The sequence below is a fragment of the Rhizobium sp. WYCCWR 11152 genome (assembly GCF_013087615.1).
Classification (GTDB): Bacteria; Pseudomonadota; Alphaproteobacteria; order Rhizobiales; family Rhizobiaceae; genus Rhizobium; species Rhizobium indicum.
The window spans coordinates 195,986-212,725 of sequence record NZ_JABFCP010000012.1; the positions used below are offsets into that span (position 1 = coordinate 195,986).

Genomic DNA, 16,740 nt, shown 5'->3' on the forward strand with positions numbered 1-16,740 from the left:
ATTAGAGGAATATATTTTAGAGAGTGTAAACGGAGCCGACGGAGCTTGCTATATCGCCATATCTGGATAGCATTTGCGCTTTTCGGCTGGACAATTCGACGAGCGCTCTCCCGATGGTTGCGAAATCACCAACCTCCCCCGCATAGCAAGGTTTTGCGGCTTGCCCGTGAACTGCGCGACGCTCTGAACGATCTCGGCAATCGGCATGAATTGCAGCTGCGGTACCGGAGCGCCGTTGCTCCCGCTTCAGCCGCGCAGCAGCGGAAGAAGCTGATCGCCCTGCCGCTTGATTTCGGAGAGATAGGGCGTGTCGGACAGCACGAAGTGGGTGATGCCGAGATCCTGATATTTGCGCAGCGAGCGGGCGACGTCTTCCGCCGATCCGACCAGCCAGGTGGTGCCGGCGCCGCCACCGCCGAACTTGCCCGGCGCGGTATAGAGGTTGTCGTCGAGGACGTCGCCGCGCTCATGCAGATCAAGCAGCCGCTGCTGGCCGACGGCGAGCGCGCGCTGGTGATCGTGCCAGCCGGTGCCCTTGCTTCTCGCCATCTCGGCGACCTTCGCCTCGGCGTCGGTCCAGGCCTGTTCGGTGGTGTCGCGGACCAGCGTCGTGATCCGCAGGCCGAATTCCAGCGGCGGGAGATCGCGGTCCAGTTCCCGGCTCAACGCCTTGAGCCGCGCGATCCGTTCCCGAACACCATCGAGCGGCTCGCCCCAGAAAAGTTGGACATCGGCCTCGGTCGCGGCCACCCGTTCGGCCGCCTCCGAGGCACCGCCGAAATAGAATTTGGGGTGCCGACGGTCGCCGCGAACCTGGATGCGCGGCACCACGGTGGATTCAGCGACGCGGAAGTTCTCGCCGGTGGATGTGACGTTTTCTTCGGTCCACAATCTGCGGACCAACCGCATGAACTCCTTGGTCCTGGCATAGCGGTCTGCCTGATCTCCCTCGCTGTCGCCGTAAGCAGAGAGGTTGTCCTTGCCCGACACGATGTTGATCCGCACGCGGCCGCCGGTCAGATGGTCCAACGTCGCCGCCGCGGAAGCGAAGTTCGCCGGTCGCCAATAACCTGGACGGATCGCAATGAGCGGCTCGAAGGTGGTGGTCCGGGCGGCGAGCGAGGCCGCGACGGTGAACGTGTCGGGGCGGCCCCAACCGGTGCCGATGAGCGCGCCCTTCCAGCCATGCTCCTCCAGTGCCCTGGCGTGGCTGGTCAGCGTATCCAGGCTGTTGTGGTTCTCGACGGCGGAATCGCCGCGATGACCGGCTTTGACGTCGTTCGGAATATACCAGAGAAATTCGGAATTATTGCTCATGCGATGCTGCAGTTCTGTGTGTGATTGGAACAAAGCCAGGGGGAGGGAAGCCCCCTCAAGAGATCATACGGCCGCCTGCACCTGCTGCTGCCCCGCCTGAACCACAAAGCCATTCGGCGGGCGTTGGAGGCCAAGATTTTCCCGTAGCGTCGTCCCTTCATATTCGTGCCGGAACAGGCCGCGCTTGCGCAGGATCGGGACGACCTGATCGACGAAATCGGTAAGCGCGGTGGGCAGGATCGGCGGCATGATGTTGAAGGCGTCGGCAGCACCGTTCTCGAACCAGGTCTGCATCGCATCGGCAATCTGCTCGGGTGTTCCGACCACCGTCCGGTGGCCACGAGCGGTGGCGACCGCCAGATAGAACTGGCGCAGCGTCAGATTGTTGCGCGATACCAGATCCGAAACCAGCTTGAGGCGGCTCTTGTTGAGTTCGGTATTATCAGGCAGGGGAGGGGCGGGATCATCCAGCGAGTAGCCGGAAAGGTCGATGCCCTTGTAGTGGCGGGCAAGGATATTCCAGGCGATGGAGGGATGAACCAGCGATTGGATATGGTCGTAATTCGCCTGGGCTTCCGCTTCCGTCCCGCCGAGAACCGGGAATATGCCGGGACTGATCAGCAGTTCGTCCGGCCGGCGCCCGTAGCGGGCGAGCCGCCCTTTGACGTCGGAATAGAATTCCTGCGCATCCTCGAAGGTCTGGTTGGCGGTAAAGATCATCTCGGCCGTGCGGGCGGCAAGTTCGCGCCCCGGTTCCGATGCGCCGGCCTGCACGATCACAGGATAGCCCTGCACCGGGCGGCCGACGTTGAGCGGACCGGCCACCGAGAAGAACTTGCCCTTGTGATCGACGAGATGCACCTTGTCGAGGTCGAGATAGACCCCGCTTTCCTTGTCGCGGATGAAGGCGTCGTCCTCATAAGAATCCCACAGGCCCTTCACCAGGTCGACGAATTCCTCGGCCCGCTCATAACGATCGGCATGGGCAGGATGGCCTGCGATTGAAAAATTCTTCGAAACATCCGCACCTGTCGTGACGACGTTCCAGGCGGCGCGACTCTTGGAGATATAGTCCAGCGACGCGAACCTGCGGGCGAGAAGGTAGGGGTCCTCGTAGGTCGTCGATGCCGTGGCGACGAAGCCGATATGTTTGGTCACCTGGGAGAGGGCCGCCCAGAGGGTCAGCGGCTCGAAATGCGCGCCCTGGGCGGTGCGACGAAGCGCTTCGGGGTCCTTGGCGCGGTCCCATCCAGCCGGACTGTCGGCGACGAAGACGAGATCGAATTTGCCGCGTTCGGCGGTCTGGGCGAGCTCGCGGTAGTGATCGATATTGAGGCCGGCATCGGCCTGCGCCTCCGGATGGCGCCAGGCGGCGATATGATGGCCGGTCGCCATGATGAATGCGCCAAGCCGCATTTGCCTTTTCGATGTGCTCATTGGCTTATCCTCATCAAATTGAACTGTTGCTGATGTCAGGCGGCCTTGCGGCCCGGAAGCTCGACCCCGAGCCGGCTGAGGAGATGGATGCGGGTTTGAGCAAAGCTCGGATCGCCGTGGTCGCGCGGCGTCGGCAGATCGATCTTGAGATCCTCGATGAGGCGGCCTTCGTCGAGAACCAGTATCCGGTCGGCCAGCGAAATCGCCTCGTCGACGTCGTGGGTGACGAGCAGCACGGCAGGACGGTGTCTTGCACACAACTCCCGCAGCAGATCGTGCATTTTCAGCCGGGTCAGCGCGTCGAGCGCGCCGAATGGCTCATCGGCGAGAAGCAGGGCCGGTTCGCGCACCAGCGAACGGGCAAGCGCGACCCTCTGCTGTTCCCCGCCCGAAAGCTGGTTCGGCCACGCCGTTTCCCGGCCGGCAAGTCCTACTTCCGCCAAGGCTTTCCGTCCGGCTTCCTGGCCGGAAGATCCACGTAGGCCGAGCGTGACGTTCTGGATGACGGTACGCCACGGCAGCAGGCGGGCGTCCTGGAAAACCACCGAAAGGCTCTCCGGCGTCTCCAGGGTGCCGGTTCCCTCGACACCATGATCGAGACCGGCAAGAGCCCTGAGGAACGTGCTTTTGCCGGAGCCGCTGCGGCCGAGCAGGGCGACGAACTCGCCTTCCTCGATGTCGAGATCGACGCCGTCGAGGATCGTCGTCGTCGCAAACCGCCGTGCGAGGTTTCGCACGTGGACGGCCTTGGTTGCGGGCTTCAGTTTGCCAGGGTGCGGCGCCATGAGAGGACCCTCCGTTCAAGCAGGCGGACGAGACCGTCCGAGACGAGACCCAGCAGCACATAGACCACCAGGCCGACGAGAATGACGTCGGTCTGTCCGTAATTGCGGGCAAGATCGATCATGTAACCGAGCCCGCTGGTGGCGTTGATCTGCTCGACCACGACGAGAGAAACCCAGCAGAGGGTGACGGCAAACCGCAGACCCAGAAGGAAACCCGGCAAAGCACCAGGCAGCACGACCTGAAGGATGAAGTCCTTCTGGCTCATCCGCAGGGTTTCGGCCAGTTCGACATAACGGCTGTCGATGCTGCGGAGCGCGTTGTGGGTGTGGATATAAATCGGCACGATCACGGCAAGCGCGATTGTCGTAACCTTCATGCTCTCGCCGATGCCGAACCACAGGATCAACAAAGGGATCAGGGCCAGCGTCGGTATCGCGCGCTTGATCTGTACCGGCCCGTCGATCAGGGCTTCGCCGATCCGGGAAAGGCCGGCGATCACCGCCAGGATCGTGCCGATCAGCAATCCGATGCTAAGGCCGAGCAGGGCGCGTGTCGCTGACGTCACGAAATTGTCCTGCAGGCGACCCTGCTCGATGAGCCTTACGAAAGCCTCAGCCACTGTCCACGGCGCCGACAGGATCCGCGGGTCGATCCATCCGAGCGCCGAGCCAACGACCCAGGTCAAGACGAGTAATGCCGGCCCGATCTGCAATCCGAAAGGGATCGCCGGTCCGGGGCCCAACCTGCGCCGGGCTCGGGGGCCAGCGGAGCCAGCCGGTTTTACGAGGCGAGAACCTGCCCGCACAATTCTACCGCCGGACGACCGCGACAGTTTCGCCTCATCTGCATCCCAAGTGGTTGCCATGCTTCAAATCTCCTCTCCGAAGGGTGTCGAGCGTTACTGGCTCTTGGCCAAGGCTGCGGCGCCGAGCTTTTCGAAGCGATTGTCGAAAATCTGCTCCACATTGAAGCTCTTGTAGCCGAGCTCGTCTGCCAGCAGGTCGATGGTTTCCTGGTGGCGCTTCTTCACTTCGCTCCAATCGCTAGGAACGACCTGTTCGCCGGTCAACTTGACGAGATATTCCCCGTCCTCCTGGCTCAACCCCTGCTGACCGACGTAATATTCCTTGATCCAGAGATCCGGGTTCCGGTTCACCCATTCGGTGGCGCGTGCCCACAGGCCGACATATTCGGCGAGAGCTGCCGCCTTGGCGGGATCGTCCAGAACCCATTGCGGCGCATAAAGATGGCTCGGATCGTCGCGCAGGCCATGTTCCACGAGGGTCGCGCCATCAGGCCCGTATTGGGTGATATAGCGCCTGATGTAGACGCCGCCGAGCGGCGCGATGTCGACCTGCTTGCTCGCCAATGCCTTCGGGTAGACGTCACTGGTGCTCGGCAGTTCCACCAGGGTGACGTCACCGCTCTTCAGACCTGCCGCGTGCAGCGCGCGTAGAACAAGCGTGCCCTGTGCCTGACCCGGGCTGAAGGCGATGCGCTTGCCGCGGAAGTCCGCGAGCGTCTTGATGGCCGCGCCTGGCGCGATGCCGAAGCGGTAGATGGGATTGGCGATCGGGTCACGACGTTCGCGATAGGCGATGTTGCGGACGGGCAGATTGTTCCAGTTGGCGAAGATCGAAGGGATCTCGGCCACCGACCCGACGTCGAGTGCATGGGCGCGGAAAGCTTCCGACGTCTGCGGCCCGCCGCTGATATTGGCCCATTTGACCTCGAAACTGAGCTCCTTGCCCAGGCCGGACACTTCGAGCGCTTTCTGCGTGACCGGATCGCCGATCGTCAGCACCGTGCCCGGCGGCACTTTGGAAAGCAGGGGAGCGTCTGCCTGGGCTGCCGCCGGACCGTGAATGGCACTGAGACCAAGCAGACTGAACAACGCAATTTTGAATGTCTTTGCCAATGTCATCGTCGATCTTCCCGTTTCGGATTGCTGATTGCAGGAGCGATGCACGGTAAGATGGAATATAATCTACTAAATCGATAGACTATTTAGTTTAATGAAAGTGGCGCTGAGGGAAAATTGTCCTCAAAAGTCGGGCAACCGGAACGATCGCATCCGGCGCGTCCGAAGGATGCTCGGCGCGTGCCGACATGAAAAAAGCGCCTGGGACGTTCGTCCGCGAGCGCTTTCCGGGTCTTTGTTCAAACCCTTACTTTTGTTTAAGGCCGGGCAGCGACCGCCCTTCAGACGCCAAGCCGTCGCGGACGTCGGGATCGCCTTATGTCAGGCAATATGCGGTGCATATTCGTTGGCCGCGAATACGTGATGGTGCACCTTGCCGGTAAAGAGCTGCAGGAGTTCGCCGGTGACCTCGCGGCTCTGCGACCGCACATCGGAGAGAAGTGCCGCGTTCACCGTATCCATATCGGGATAACGAATGGCGAGCGCCATGGCATAGATCGGGGCGCCTTCGTCGCGCTCCATTCCATCCAGCACCCGGATTTCCTCGGCGCCCGGAAATTTCGTCCAGAGAGGGACGAGCCGCTGCCGCACGAATTCGCGGAATTCCCCTTCTTTACCGGGATGGATTTCGCCTTCAAACAAAGCATAACGAATGATCATAGGTTCTCTTTTCCAAAACTCGCCGGAGCTGGATCGATGGTGGCGGGCTGTCGTAGGATCAGGGCGTATCGATCGATACGCCCTGATTGAGAGGGTTATTTACCCCAGATTTTCTTGTATTGATCGCGATAGCCGTTGTCGGGATCGAAGCTGTTCTTCGGTCCACCGTCAAACTCGACGTTTTGGCTGGTCACCACATGGAGCGGCGACACGTAGCCGGACCATGGCGCTTTCGCAAAGGCGCGGTTCAATTCGTCGACGAGCTGCCAGCCCTGGAGGTTGAGCGGCTCGGCGACCGTGACAGCCTGGAACTGTTTGGCGCGGATACGCTGATAGGCGCTCTCCGAACCGTCGCCGGCTGCGACGTTCACCGGTTTTCCATCACCGGCAATGCCGGCCGAAGCGAGCGAAGGTCCCATGAAGTCGTAGTAGAGGTCATTGATCGCCAACGAATGCGTCCACTTCGCGCCATACTTCTGCAGAAGCGATGTGGTCAGCTGCGGCATGCGTTGGGAGGTTTCGGCGATCGGCGTGTCGACATATTCGAGCACCGTACCGCCGAGATCCTCGATCTCCTTCTTCATGCGATCGGCCTTGGCAATCGCGATCGCATAGGTGGAGTCGGTAAAGATGATGACGCCCGGCTTGCCGCCGGCATCGGCAAAGGCCCAATCCGCCGCCGACTTCGACACTTCCATCGCATCGGTGGTCACGTTTGCGAAGACACCGACTTCGGGAACCGGACCGACCGCCGAGGCAGCGTGCCAGGAAACCATCGGAATGCCGGCAGCCTTGGCTGCTTCCATCGCCGGCTTCTGCTCGACCGCGTCAAAGCCGTTGATGATGATGCCATCCGGCTTCAGCGCCATGGCCTGGCCGAAAGCCGCGGTCCGTCCGCCGATCGAACCGGCGCCGTCAAGCGCCTTCACCGTCCAGCCGAGCGCGCCTGCCGCTTCCTGAACGCCATTGACCACGCCGAGGATGCCGCCATTTTTCATATCACCGGCCAGAATGACGATGTTCTTTCCGGCAGCGCCCTTGGGGCCGCTCGTCGGGCCATCCCAGGCGCTCACCTTGGAAGCATATTTTTCGACCACGGCCTTGGCGTCGGCCATGGAATCGGCCAATGCCGGCATGCTCAGCATAACGGCGACGGTTGCGACCGTTGCCTGCAATAACGTTCTACGCTTCATGTTCACTCCTCCATTTTGTTTGTTGTGAAATGCCGGGACGAGCCGGCATCCTCATTTGGATGCGGGTGTGATCCTCCTCACAGCTCCGCGCTTGCGCTGGGCGTAGCCTGCTATGCCGATGGCAATCAGCAGGGTGACGCCGTTGAACAGCGGTTCGACGAAGAACGACCCGCCGAATTGCTGAATTCCTGATATTCCGACCGCCAGGATGATGACGCCGATCAAGGTGCCCCAGACGTTCACCCGTCCCGGCTTGATCGTCGTCGATCCCAGAAATGCGCCGACAAGCGCCGGCAGGAGATATTCGAGGCCGACGCTCGCCTGGCCGATCCGCAGCTTCGAGGCGAGCAGGACCCCGGTCAGAGCCGCGAGCAGCCCCGAGGTGACGAATGCGCCGATCACGAATTTGCGGACCGGAATGCCATTGAGGGCCGCCGCCTTCGGATTGGCGCCAATGGCGTAGAGATAGCGGCCGATCGGCAGGTATTCGAGCACGATCCACATGCAGATGGCGATCAGCAGCACGTAGAAGCCGGTGATCGGTAGGCCGAACAGCATCGTGCCGTTCAGCGCATAGAAACCATCAGGCAGGACGCCGACCACCTGCCGGCCGCCGGTGTGCCAGAGCGCAAGCGCGTATAGGACCGTTCCGGTGCCGAGCGTCGCGATGAAGCTGTCGATCTTCGCAACCTCGACCAGCAGCCCGTTGATGCAGCCGGTCAGAACGCCGAGCGCGAGCACGATGACGACCGCGACCGGCCAGGGCAGGCCGTAGGCCGTCTGCAGGCTGATAGCGAGAATGTGCCAGAGCACGATGCCATAGCCGACGGTCAGATCGATGCGACCCGATGCCATCGGGATCATCGCAGCCAGCGATAGAAGCGCGATGATCGCCTTGTCGGACACGATCGAGCGGACATTCAACACGGTCGGGAACGTATCCGGCAGAAGGATCGAGAAGATCACGATCAGGCCGACGGTCAGGATCACCAACCCGTAAACCGGGATCAGGCGTCCGATCTTCTGTCCTGTGGACAGACCGGCCATTTCGCTCTTGGTCGGCTCCAGGGCCGTGGATTCAATGGATTGCATGGCTGTTCTCCCGATGGCTCAAGCGGCTTCCGATGCGGATGCGGCCGTGATGACCGCCTCCGTCGTCAGAGCGCTTCCAGTCAGTTCACTGACGATTTTCCCGCGCGAGAAGACCAGCGCGCGGTGGCAGATATGGGCGATTTCCTCGAAGTCCGTCGACACCACGACAACCGCGAGACCGGCCTCGAGCGCCTGGGTGATCAGACGGTAGATCTCCGCACGCGCCCCGATGTCGACGCCGGCGGTCGGATCTTCGGCGACCAGCAGCTTGCGGCCGGTCGCCAGCCAGCGGCCGACGACCACTTTCTGCTGGTTGCCGCCCGACAGGGCCTCCACCGGCAGATCCGGGTCGTTCGGCCGCAGACCGACGGAATGGCCGATCTTATGGGCAAGGTCGGCTTCGCCGCGCGGCGACAGGAAGGACAAAAGCCCACGCCCGACGGCTCCCGGATTAAGATAGGTATTTTCCCGAATGGATAGCGAGAGCGCCACGGATTCCTCCGTCCGGTCACGGGCAATCAAGCCGATGCCCGACGCCATTGCCCCTCGTGGGCTGGAAAGGTCGGGGGCCTCGTCATGCAGCAGAACCGAGCCGTTGAAGGGCTCGCAACCAAACAGGGCGCGGCCGATCCGTTCCTGACCGGCGCCGCGCAATCCAGCCAGTCCCAGAAGCTCGCCCTCGCGGATATCGAAGGATATCGGGCCTGTGCCGGCGCAGACGAGATCGCGGACCTCGACGATCGCCTTGCCGGGCGTGATCGCCGTCTTGGAAAAAAGGCTGTCGCCGCTGCGGCCGATGATCATCGTCACCAGCTCCTCGGGGGTGGTCTCGCTGACGGGCTTCTGTCCCACCATGCATCCGTCGCGCAGAACGGCGACCCGATCGGCAATCCGGAAGATTTCGTCCAGCCTGTGGGAAACGTAGATCATGCCGACTCCCCGATCCTTCAACGGACGGATCGCATTGAACAGCCGATCGACTTCATCGGCGGGAAGGCTCGCCGTCGGCTCGTCGAGCACCAGCACGTCAGCTTCGACGGCAAGTGCACGGGCGATGGCGACAAGCGACTTTTCGGTGCGCGACAATGCCGAGACCCGCGTCGTGGGGTCAAAGTCGCAACCGACCAGTTTCAAGGCCTCGTTGGCGCGCGCCTGCGTCCTGTTCCAATCGATGAGGCCGCGACGCATCGAGAAACCCTGCGACAAGCCCATGTTCTCGCCGACCGTCATCCACTCGATCAAACCGAGATCCTGGTGGATGAAGGCAACCGGCTGCCGCTCGTTCGGCTTCGGGGGACGATGATGGTAGCTCTGGCCGCGAAACAGGATGTCGCCGCTATCGGGCTTGTAGATGCCCGCAAGCGTCTTGATGAGCGTCGATTTGCCGGCACCGTTTTCTCCCAGCAGCGCGAGGATTTCTCCTTCGCGCAGGTCGATCGAGACGTCCCGCAGCGCCTGCGTGCCGCCGAAGCTCTTGGTGATCGACTGGAATTCCAGCAGTCTCTTGGCTTCCACTGTGGCTCCTCCCAAAGCTGCGGTTTTCATGGATGTATGTTATCGATAACATTTATGGATGGTCAAGCGGAAAGATGACGATCTCGAATTTCCCGAAGAGATTGACGTCAATCGGCCTGAAATCCATCGAGAAGGCGCATCATCTCGGCCGAGTCTTTTGGCCCAAGCCCGGCGGCGCAGAGCAGACGGTGAATCTCGACCACCGAGCCAGTCATCGGCAATGGCGTCTTCGTCTTGAGCGCAAAGGCTTGAAGCGAATCCAGGTCCTTCAACATGTTGTCGATTCTGCCTGTCGGCGAGAAATCCCGGGCGGCGAATTTCGCCATGAATTCCTGCAATATGCGGCTGTCCGCCCTGCCGCCGGCAAGGGCGGCCGGAATGGCGGCCGGATCGACGCCGCCGGCTTCAGCGAGCTTGACCGCCTCCGCGACGGCCTGAAACAGCACGGCGCAAAACAATTGATTGATCAGCTTCGTGGTCTGCCCCGCGCCAGATACACCCATCAGCGTGTAATTGGCGGCAAGATGCCGCATCACCACGCGTGCCCGTTCGAAATCCTCTGGGCTGCCGCCGGCCATGATCGTCAGGCGTCCGCTCAACGCACCCGGCACGCCGCCGGAAAGCGGGCAATCCACCCATGCCATGCCGGTTTCTCGACGCAGCCGCGTCGCCATGTCGGCCGTGTCGGCCGGGTCGATCGAGGACATATCGATCAGCACCTTGTCGGCATTCGCCGCCGCCGCAACGCCCTTTTCGCCGAAGACGACGGCGCGGACGATGTTTGCGTGATTGAGGCTGAGCACGCAAAACGCCGACCATGAGACCGCTTCCTCCACGGAGCCGGCCGCGCGCGCGCCCTTGGCCTGCAAAGCCGCAACTTTTTCGGTATCCAGGTCGAAGACCGATACCTTATGCCCGGTTTCGATCAATCGGGTGACGATCGCCGTTCCCATGATGCCGGCACCGATGACGGCGACATCTGCTCTGTAGTCATCCTGCATGATAATCTCCTCCCTTGACGGCCATGCCGCTCAGTCCCTTGCAAGCCAGTGCCACGATATCATCCAACGCATTGTCGATCGCCACCGTCACGACATTAGCTTCACCGGTCGGCGGCTCCAGCGTCTGCAACTGGCTGTCGAGCAAAGTCGCGGGCATGAAATGGCCCTGGCGGGCTTGCATCCGCGACAGCAACAGGTCGCGGGATCCTTCGAGGAAAACAAAGGCCAGACGCCCGTCCGCCGCCTGCCTCAGCCTGTCCCGATAGCTTCTCTTCAGCGCCGAACAGGAAATCACTAGCCCTCGCGATGCTTTTTGCGCGGTCCTTATTTCCTCCCCGATCCGGTCGAGCCAGGGCAGGCGGTCGTCGTCGGTCAGCGGTATACCCTGCGCCATCTTCTCAACATTGCCAGCGGGGTGGAGTTGGTCGCCCTCCAGAAACAGCATGCCGTTTCGAGCGGCAAGATGCTCTCCAACCGAAGATTTTCCGCAGCCGCTGACGCCCATGACGACGATGGCCAGAGGTGGCGCCTTTTTCTCGAAATCCATGGTCTCGTCTCTATCAGAGGCAGGTCGTGATGCCGCCGTCGACATAGAGCGTGTGCCCGTTGATGAAGGACGAGCCCCGGCCCGACAGGAAAACGGCGGCGCCGACCAGTTCCTCGACATTGCCCCAGCGTCCGGCCGGCGTTCGCTTCTCGAGCCAGGACGAGAACTCGGGATTGTCGACAAGCGCCTGATTGAGCGGCGTCTTGAAATAGCCCGGCGCAATCGCGTTGATCTGCAGGCCGTACTTGGCCCAGTCGGCGCACATGCCGCGGGTCAGATTGCGCACCGCGCCCTTGGTCGCGGTGTAGGGAGCAATGCCAGGGCGCGCCAGTTCGCTTTGAACGGAGGCGATGTTGATGATCTTGCCCTGTCCGCGGGCGATCATGGGTTTGGCCGCGGCCTGGCCGACATAAAATACGCTCGAAATATTGGTGGTCAGCAGCAGTTCCCATTTGTCCGCCGGGAAATCTTCCAGCGGCGTGCGAAACTGCATGCCGGCATTGTTGATCAGGATGTCGAGCGGCCCGATATCGGCTTCGATTGCGTCGATACCCGCTTTGGCAGCGTCCTTGCTGGTCACGTCGAAGATCGCCGCATGGGCAGACAGGCCTTGATCCTTGAGGCTCTCGACCGCGCGGTTGACGCTTTCGGGCGTGCGGCCGTTGATGATGACTTCGGCGCCATACTGCGCCAGGCCTTCGGCCAGCGCATAGCCGATCCCCTGGCTCGAGCCGGTGATCAGGGCACGCCGTCCGGTAAGATCGAACAAGTTCTTCATGCAAATCACTCCTCCGGTTTCGCCGCGGGTGACGGCTTCAACTGCCGCTGACGGTGAAACTCACTTGACATCCCTCTTCCGAATTATATGTTATCGATAACATAATCAACTGTCAAAATGCGGGATGGAAACGGAATGCCTAAAGAAGAAATCTTGATGACCGGAGCTTATCCGGAATGGGACATGGTGGATCTGGAGGCGAACTACCGCGTCCATCGCTTGTGGGAAGCGGCAGACCGGCACGAGCTGATTTCCAGGGTCGGCAAGGATATCCGTGCCATAGCGACCCGGGGCGAACTCGGAGCGTCCGCAGAGCTGATGGCGCAATTGCCGAAACTGGAAATCGTTTCCTGTTACGGCGTCGGCACCGACGCCATCGACTTGTCCTATGCCCGCGCGAACGGCATTCGCGTCACGAACACGCCTGATGTGCTCACCGAAGATGTCGCCGATATCGCCATCGGACTGCTGCTTGCGACGGCAAGGCAGGTCCCGCAGGCAGATGTTTTCGTCCGCTCCGGCCAGTGGGGCAGTGTCGCCATGCCGCTGGTGACACGCGTCTCGGGCAAGAAGGTGGGGATCGCCGGCATGGGGCGGATCGGCAAGGCGATCGCCAAGAGGGCTGCCGCTTTCGGCTGCGACATCTCCTATTTCGCCCGCCATGATCACCAGGATGTTGCCTACACCTACGAGCCAGACCTGATCGCGCTTGCCGGTTGGGCCGATTTTCTGATCGTCATCGTCCCCGGTGGGGAGGCGACCATGAAGATCATCAACGCTGAAGTGCTTGAAGCACTCGGGCCAAACGGCATCTTGATCAATGTCTCGCGCGGAACGACCGTAGACGAAGAGGCGCTGATCGCAGCCCTTCAAAACCGCACGATTCAGGCTGCGGGCCTTGATGTCTTCCTGAACGAACCCCGGATCGATGCGCGTTTCCTGACCCTCCAAAATGTCGTGTTGCAGCCCCATCACGGCTCTGGCACTGTCGAGACCCGCAAGGCCATGGGCCAACTGGTCAGAGACAATCTCGCTGCGCATTTTGCAGGTAGCTTGCTTCCAACTCCCGTCGTGTGAGGGTCCCGATATGAAAGCCATCGTCATTCATGCCGCCAAGGATCTCAGGATCGAAGAGCGCGAGCCGGAGGTTGCCGGTGCCGGGCAGGTGGAGATTGCCATCGAAGCCGGCGGCATCTGCGGTTCCGACCTGCATTATTACAATCATGGCGGTTTCGGCACCGTTCGCCTGCGCGAACCAATGATCCTCGGCCATGAGATCGCCGGCACGGTCAAGGCGCTCGGTTCCGGCGTCGCCGACCTTACTGTGGGAGACCGTGTTGCGGTTTCTCCGAGCCGGCCGTGCAACCATTGCCAATATTGCCTGAAGGGGCAGCAAAACCACTGCCTCAACATGCGGTTTTACGGCAGCGCCATGCCGATGCCGCACATTCAGGGTGGCTTTCGCCAGCGGCTGGTGGCGGAGCGTTGGCAATGCCACAAGGTCGCGGACGGCATTTCCATTCACGAGGCCGCCTTTGCCGAACCCTTTGCGGTGACGCTGCATGCGGCAAACCGCGCCGGATCGCTGCTCGGCAAACGGGTGCTGGTCACCGGTTGTGGCCCCATTGGGATGTTGGCGATCGTCGCGGCGCGCGTCCTCGGCGCCCGTGAGATCGTCGCGACCGACGTGACCGACAGCGTTCTGGCGATTGCCCGCACCAGCGGCGCCGACCGAACGATCAATGTTGCCACGCATGCTTCCGACCTCGCGGCCTACAGTGCCGAAAAGGGATATTTCGATGTCATGTTCGAAGCGTCGGGAAATGAGCGGGCGGTGCGCGCCGGCTTGGAGACGCTTAAGCCCCGCGCTGTTCTCGTGCAGCTCGGCCTTGGCGGCGATGTTTCCATTCCGCAGAACATGATCGTTGCGAAGGAAATCGAGATGCGCGGCACATTCCGTTTTCACGAGGAATTTGCGCTCGCCGTTGAACTGATCAACGCGCGTCGCGTCGATCTGAAGCCACTGCTGACAGGTGTCTTTGGGATCGAAGAGGCCGTCGCCGCCTTCGAGCTGGCGGGCGATCGCAGCAAGTCCATGAAAGTCCAGATCGCCTTTTGACCGACTGTATAATTCCTTAAATCGGAATCGATTTGAGGATAAAATTATCCAGACATTCAAAACGTTACAGCGCCGCGCATCCGAAAAGACGCGCGGCGCTTTAGTCTCAAGCGGTCGGCGCGCCGTTTCGGTCCGTGCTTTCGCGCAAGACAACCTTGTAGCCGGTCAATGTGATCTCATCGCCGGTCGCCTCGCCGGTATGGAGGGTATCCAGCAGGCGGGCGGCCGCCTGGCGACCGATGCCATAACAGTCGACATTGATGGTGGTGATGCGCGGATGACAGATGGACGAGATCTCATAGTCGCCGAAACCGGCAACAGCGATGTCCCGCGGAACCTTCATTCCCCTGCGCGTGCATTCCATGATGGCGCCGAAGGCGGAAAGGTCGGAAACGCAGAGAACCACTTCCGTGTCCGGCCAGCGCTCCAGCAGGCTGACGATTGCCTGGCCACCCTGTTCCATGGTGATGGGCGGGACGCCGAAGGAAATCATCCGTCCCGGTCCCAGGCCGAGTTCTTCAACCGTCTTCTGGAAACCGCTACGCCGCTGGCTGCCGCGCGTATCGCGCGCCGTCGTTCCCCCGATATAGCCGAACTTCCGATATCCCTGACTGGCAAGCGTCCGCACCAGCAGGGCCATCGCCTCGCTGTTGGAAAAGCCGACGACCTGATTGATCGGATTTTCCGGAAGCTCCCAGGTCTCGACAACGGGAATGCCGGCTTTTGCCAGCATGCGCCGCGCGCGCGCCGTGTGCGAACCACCGGTCAAGATGATGCCTTCCGGGCGGCGGCGCAGCATCGCCTCGATCAGCTCTTCTTCCTTCTCCGCCGAATAGTCGGTATAGCCGAGAAGGAGCTGAAGGCCGGTATTCTGCAGCGCATCGGTCATGCCCCGTGCGGTGTCGGAAAAATTCGAATTGTTGATCGAGGGCACCAGCGCAGCGATGAAGCCGCTCCGCCTCGACGAGAGACTGCCGGCAGACAGGTCGAGCACATAGCCGAGTGCGTCGACGGCCTCCATGATGCGCTTCCGGGTCTCCTCGGAAACGCTCGCATCCTGGCGAAAGGCACGCGACACGGTCATGGCAGATACGCCGACATATTTGGCGACCTCCGCCATCGTCAGCTTTTGAGCCTCTCCCGGCTTGAGACGCTTGTCTTTCGGCTCATCCTCGTTTTTCACTGATCTCCGCTTTCACAAAGCTTCCGAATTGGGTAGTCCAAGACACAATAAAGTTATCGCTATCATCGTACAATCGATATTATTGCAGGAATGCACCATTCCAACGTCCAAAAATCAAGATTCCCTGGGCATTTTCGCAAAGGTGGGCAGATCGGTATCTGTACCGAGCCCCCAAAACACGACAGTATGATATCGATAACAATTGATGATACGGAGGAGCACCATGTTCGGGCAAATTGACGGTACAGGGTTTGAGGTTCTCGACCCTCGCTTTGAAAGCTGCTTCGTCGGTCACGCTCGCGTTGAGCGACTTTGGACGGGTGGCCGCTGGCTGGAGGGACCGGCCTGGTTTGCCGCCGGGCGGTATCTGGTTTTCTCGGATATCCCCAACAACCGGATGATGCGCTACGACGACACCAGCGGGCATACATCAGTCTTCCGCTCGCCCAGCAACAATTCGAATGGCAACACCGTCGACAATCAGGGTCGGCTGATCACCTGCGAGCATCTGACGCGCCGTGTCACGCGCACGGATTTCGACGGCAGGATCACCGTTCTGGCCGATCGAATTGCAGGCAAACGCCTCAATTCTCCAAATGACGTCACCGTCAAATCCGATGGGACCGTCTGGTTTACCGACCCGAGCTACGGCATCCTTCACGACTACGAGGGCGACTATGGCGAAGCGGAAGTCGGCGGATGCCACGTCTATCGGCATGATCCGGCAAAAGGCACGACCGATCAGGTGACCTCCGATTTCGTCAAGCCGAACGGGCTGGCTTTCTCCCCGGATGAGACGGTGCTCTACATTGCCGACACCGGCGCAACGCACCTGCCCGGCGGTCCGCGTCATATCAGAAAGCTCGCGGTCTCGAATGAGGGAAGGCTGACCGATCTCGGCGTTTTCGCAGAATGTACTGCAGGTCTGTTCGATGGTTTTCGCGTCGATCGCAAGGGCAGGATATGGACGAGCGCCGGCGACGGTGTGCACGCCTACGATCCGGATGGTACCTTGATCGGCAAGATCCATATTCCTGAGGGCGTCTCCAACGTCACTTTCGGCGGCGAGAAACTGAACCGTCTCTTCATCACCGCGAGCACGTCTCTCTATGCTGTTTATCTCACGGCCAACGGATCGAGACTCGGATAATCGTTGAAGAGCCGAGGCCGCCCTTTTAGGACGGCCTCTCA

The 16,740-nt window shown here is 61.1% G+C and carries 16 protein-coding genes; 3 read left to right on the forward strand and 13 right to left on the reverse strand.

Annotated features, from left to right (window positions below; genetic code table 11):
- Nucleotides 1-246: 246 nt before the first annotated feature.
- The 12 genes from G9X67_RS26385 to G9X67_RS26440 all read right to left on the reverse strand — a co-directional run bounded on the left by G9X67_RS26385 (nt 247) and on the right by G9X67_RS26440 (nt 12,247).
- Nucleotides 247-1,317 (reverse strand): LLM class flavin-dependent oxidoreductase, encoded by a 1,071-nt coding sequence (locus G9X67_RS26385; protein ID WP_171600050.1) that lies wholly within the window; start codon nt 1,315-1,317, stop codon nt 247-249.
- Nucleotides 1,318-1,380: 63 nt separating this feature from the next.
- A complete protein-coding gene (locus tag G9X67_RS26390) occupies nt 1,381-2,754 on the reverse strand; it encodes an LLM class flavin-dependent oxidoreductase (RefSeq protein ID WP_171600051.1) in 1,374 nt (457 codons plus the stop codon).
- A gap of 35 nt (nt 2,755-2,789) precedes the next feature.
- Nucleotides 2,790-3,539: an ABC transporter ATP-binding protein gene (locus G9X67_RS26395; RefSeq protein ID WP_171600052.1), complete on the reverse strand. Its 750-nt coding sequence runs from the start codon at nt 3,537-3,539 to the stop codon at nt 2,790-2,792.
- Entirely contained in the window at nt 3,515-4,405 is an 891-nt protein-coding gene (locus tag G9X67_RS26400; protein ID WP_171600053.1) for an ABC transporter permease, read from the reverse strand. The genes G9X67_RS26395 and G9X67_RS26400 overlap by 25 nt, the downstream gene beginning before the upstream one ends.
- Nucleotides 4,406-4,438: 33 nt before the next feature.
- Entirely contained in the window at nt 4,439-5,464 is a 1,026-nt protein-coding gene (locus G9X67_RS26405) for an ABC transporter substrate-binding protein (RefSeq protein WP_171600054.1), read from the reverse strand.
- A gap of 318 nt (nt 5,465-5,782) precedes the next feature.
- Nucleotides 5,783-6,121 carry a hypothetical protein gene (locus G9X67_RS26410; RefSeq protein WP_062940405.1) on the reverse strand — a complete coding sequence of 113 codons (339 nt, stop codon included), beginning with the start codon at nt 6,119-6,121 and terminating at the stop codon, nt 5,783-5,785.
- A 95-nt stretch (nt 6,122-6,216) separates the two neighbouring features.
- Nucleotides 6,217-7,314 carry a substrate-binding domain-containing protein gene (locus G9X67_RS26415; protein ID WP_029873594.1) on the reverse strand — a complete coding sequence of 366 codons (1,098 nt, stop codon included), beginning with the start codon at nt 7,312-7,314 and terminating at the stop codon, nt 6,217-6,219.
- Nucleotides 7,315-7,365: 51 nt separating this feature from the next.
- Nucleotides 7,366-8,406, reverse strand: coding sequence for an ABC transporter permease (locus tag G9X67_RS26420; protein ID WP_003555504.1), 1,041 nt, complete (start codon nt 8,404-8,406; stop codon nt 7,366-7,368).
- 18 nt (nt 8,407-8,424) lie between these two features.
- The gene (locus tag G9X67_RS26425) at nt 8,425-9,921 is read right to left on the reverse strand and encodes a sugar ABC transporter ATP-binding protein (RefSeq protein WP_138390124.1); all 1,497 of its coding nucleotides are present in this window, start codon (nt 9,919-9,921) and stop codon (nt 8,425-8,427) included.
- A gap of 107 nt (nt 9,922-10,028) precedes the next feature.
- Nucleotides 10,029-10,922: an NAD(P)-dependent oxidoreductase gene (locus tag G9X67_RS26430; RefSeq protein WP_138334691.1), complete on the reverse strand. Its 894-nt coding sequence runs from the start codon at nt 10,920-10,922 to the stop codon at nt 10,029-10,031.
- Nucleotides 10,912-11,469, reverse strand: coding sequence for a gluconokinase (locus G9X67_RS26435; protein ID WP_171600055.1), 558 nt, complete (start codon nt 11,467-11,469; stop codon nt 10,912-10,914). Before G9X67_RS26435 ends, G9X67_RS26430 begins: the two co-directional genes overlap by 11 nt.
- Before the next feature lie 13 nt (nt 11,470-11,482).
- A complete protein-coding gene (locus G9X67_RS26440; RefSeq protein ID WP_033184155.1) occupies nt 11,483-12,247 on the reverse strand; it encodes an SDR family oxidoreductase in 765 nt (254 codons plus the stop codon).
- A gap of 135 nt (nt 12,248-12,382) precedes the next feature.
- Between G9X67_RS26440 and G9X67_RS26445 the strand changes: the two genes are divergently transcribed.
- Both G9X67_RS26445 and G9X67_RS26450 read left to right on the forward strand, forming a co-directional pair.
- Nucleotides 12,383-13,324, forward strand: coding sequence for a 2-hydroxyacid dehydrogenase (locus G9X67_RS26445; protein WP_138334689.1), 942 nt, complete (start codon nt 12,383-12,385; stop codon nt 13,322-13,324).
- 10 nt (nt 13,325-13,334) lie between these two features.
- A complete protein-coding gene (locus tag G9X67_RS26450; protein ID WP_138334688.1) occupies nt 13,335-14,366 on the forward strand; it encodes an L-idonate 5-dehydrogenase in 1,032 nt (343 codons plus the stop codon).
- Between the two features lie 106 nt (nt 14,367-14,472).
- Here G9X67_RS26450 and G9X67_RS26455 read toward each other — a convergent pair whose 3' ends face one another.
- On the reverse strand, nt 14,473-15,549 hold the full coding sequence (locus G9X67_RS26455; protein WP_138334687.1) for a LacI family DNA-binding transcriptional regulator: 1,077 nt from the start codon (nt 15,547-15,549) through the stop codon (nt 14,473-14,475).
- Between the two features lie 223 nt (nt 15,550-15,772).
- On the opposite strand from G9X67_RS26455, the gene G9X67_RS26460 reads away from it, so the two are divergent.
- Nucleotides 15,773-16,699: an SMP-30/gluconolactonase/LRE family protein gene (locus G9X67_RS26460; RefSeq protein WP_138334686.1), complete on the forward strand. Its 927-nt coding sequence runs from the start codon at nt 15,773-15,775 to the stop codon at nt 16,697-16,699.
- The last annotated feature ends 41 nt before the right edge of the window (nt 16,700-16,740 follow it).

Coding starts and splice junctions, on each gene's coding strand:
- G9X67_RS26415 (WP_029873594.1), bottom strand. CDS start 7,314: ATGAAGCGTAGAACGTTATTGCAGGCAACGGTCGCAACCGTCGCCGTT.
- G9X67_RS26440 (WP_033184155.1), bottom strand. CDS start 12,247: ATGAAGAACTTGTTCGATCTTACCGGACGGCGTGCCCTGATCACCGGC.
- G9X67_RS26405 (WP_171600054.1), bottom strand. CDS start 5,464: ATGACATTGGCAAAGACATTCAAAATTGCGTTGTTCAGTCTGCTTGGT.
- G9X67_RS26420 (WP_003555504.1), bottom strand. CDS start 8,406: ATGCAATCCATTGAATCCACGGCCCTGGAGCCGACCAAGAGCGAAATG.
- G9X67_RS26435 (WP_171600055.1), bottom strand. CDS start 11,469: ATGGATTTCGAGAAAAAGGCGCCACCTCTGGCCATCGTCGTCATGGGC.
- G9X67_RS26395 (WP_171600052.1), bottom strand. CDS start 3,539: ATGGCGCCGCACCCTGGCAAACTGAAGCCCGCAACCAAGGCCGTCCAC.
- G9X67_RS26460 (WP_138334686.1), top strand. CDS start 15,773: ATGTTCGGGCAAATTGACGGTACAGGGTTTGAGGTTCTCGACCCTCGC.
- G9X67_RS26385 (WP_171600050.1), bottom strand. CDS start 1,317: ATGAGCAATAATTCCGAATTTCTCTGGTATATTCCGAACGACGTCAAA.
- G9X67_RS26400 (WP_171600053.1), bottom strand. CDS start 4,405: ATGGCAACCACTTGGGATGCAGATGAGGCGAAACTGTCGCGGTCGTCC.
- G9X67_RS26410 (WP_062940405.1), bottom strand. CDS start 6,121: ATGATCATTCGTTATGCTTTGTTTGAAGGCGAAATCCATCCCGGTAAA.
- G9X67_RS26430 (WP_138334691.1), bottom strand. CDS start 10,922: ATGCAGGATGACTACAGAGCAGATGTCGCCGTCATCGGTGCCGGCATC.
- G9X67_RS26450 (WP_138334688.1), top strand. CDS start 13,335: ATGAAAGCCATCGTCATTCATGCCGCCAAGGATCTCAGGATCGAAGAG.
- G9X67_RS26390 (WP_171600051.1), bottom strand. CDS start 2,754: ATGAGCACATCGAAAAGGCAAATGCGGCTTGGCGCATTCATCATGGCG.
- G9X67_RS26445 (WP_138334689.1), top strand. CDS start 12,383: ATGCCTAAAGAAGAAATCTTGATGACCGGAGCTTATCCGGAATGGGAC.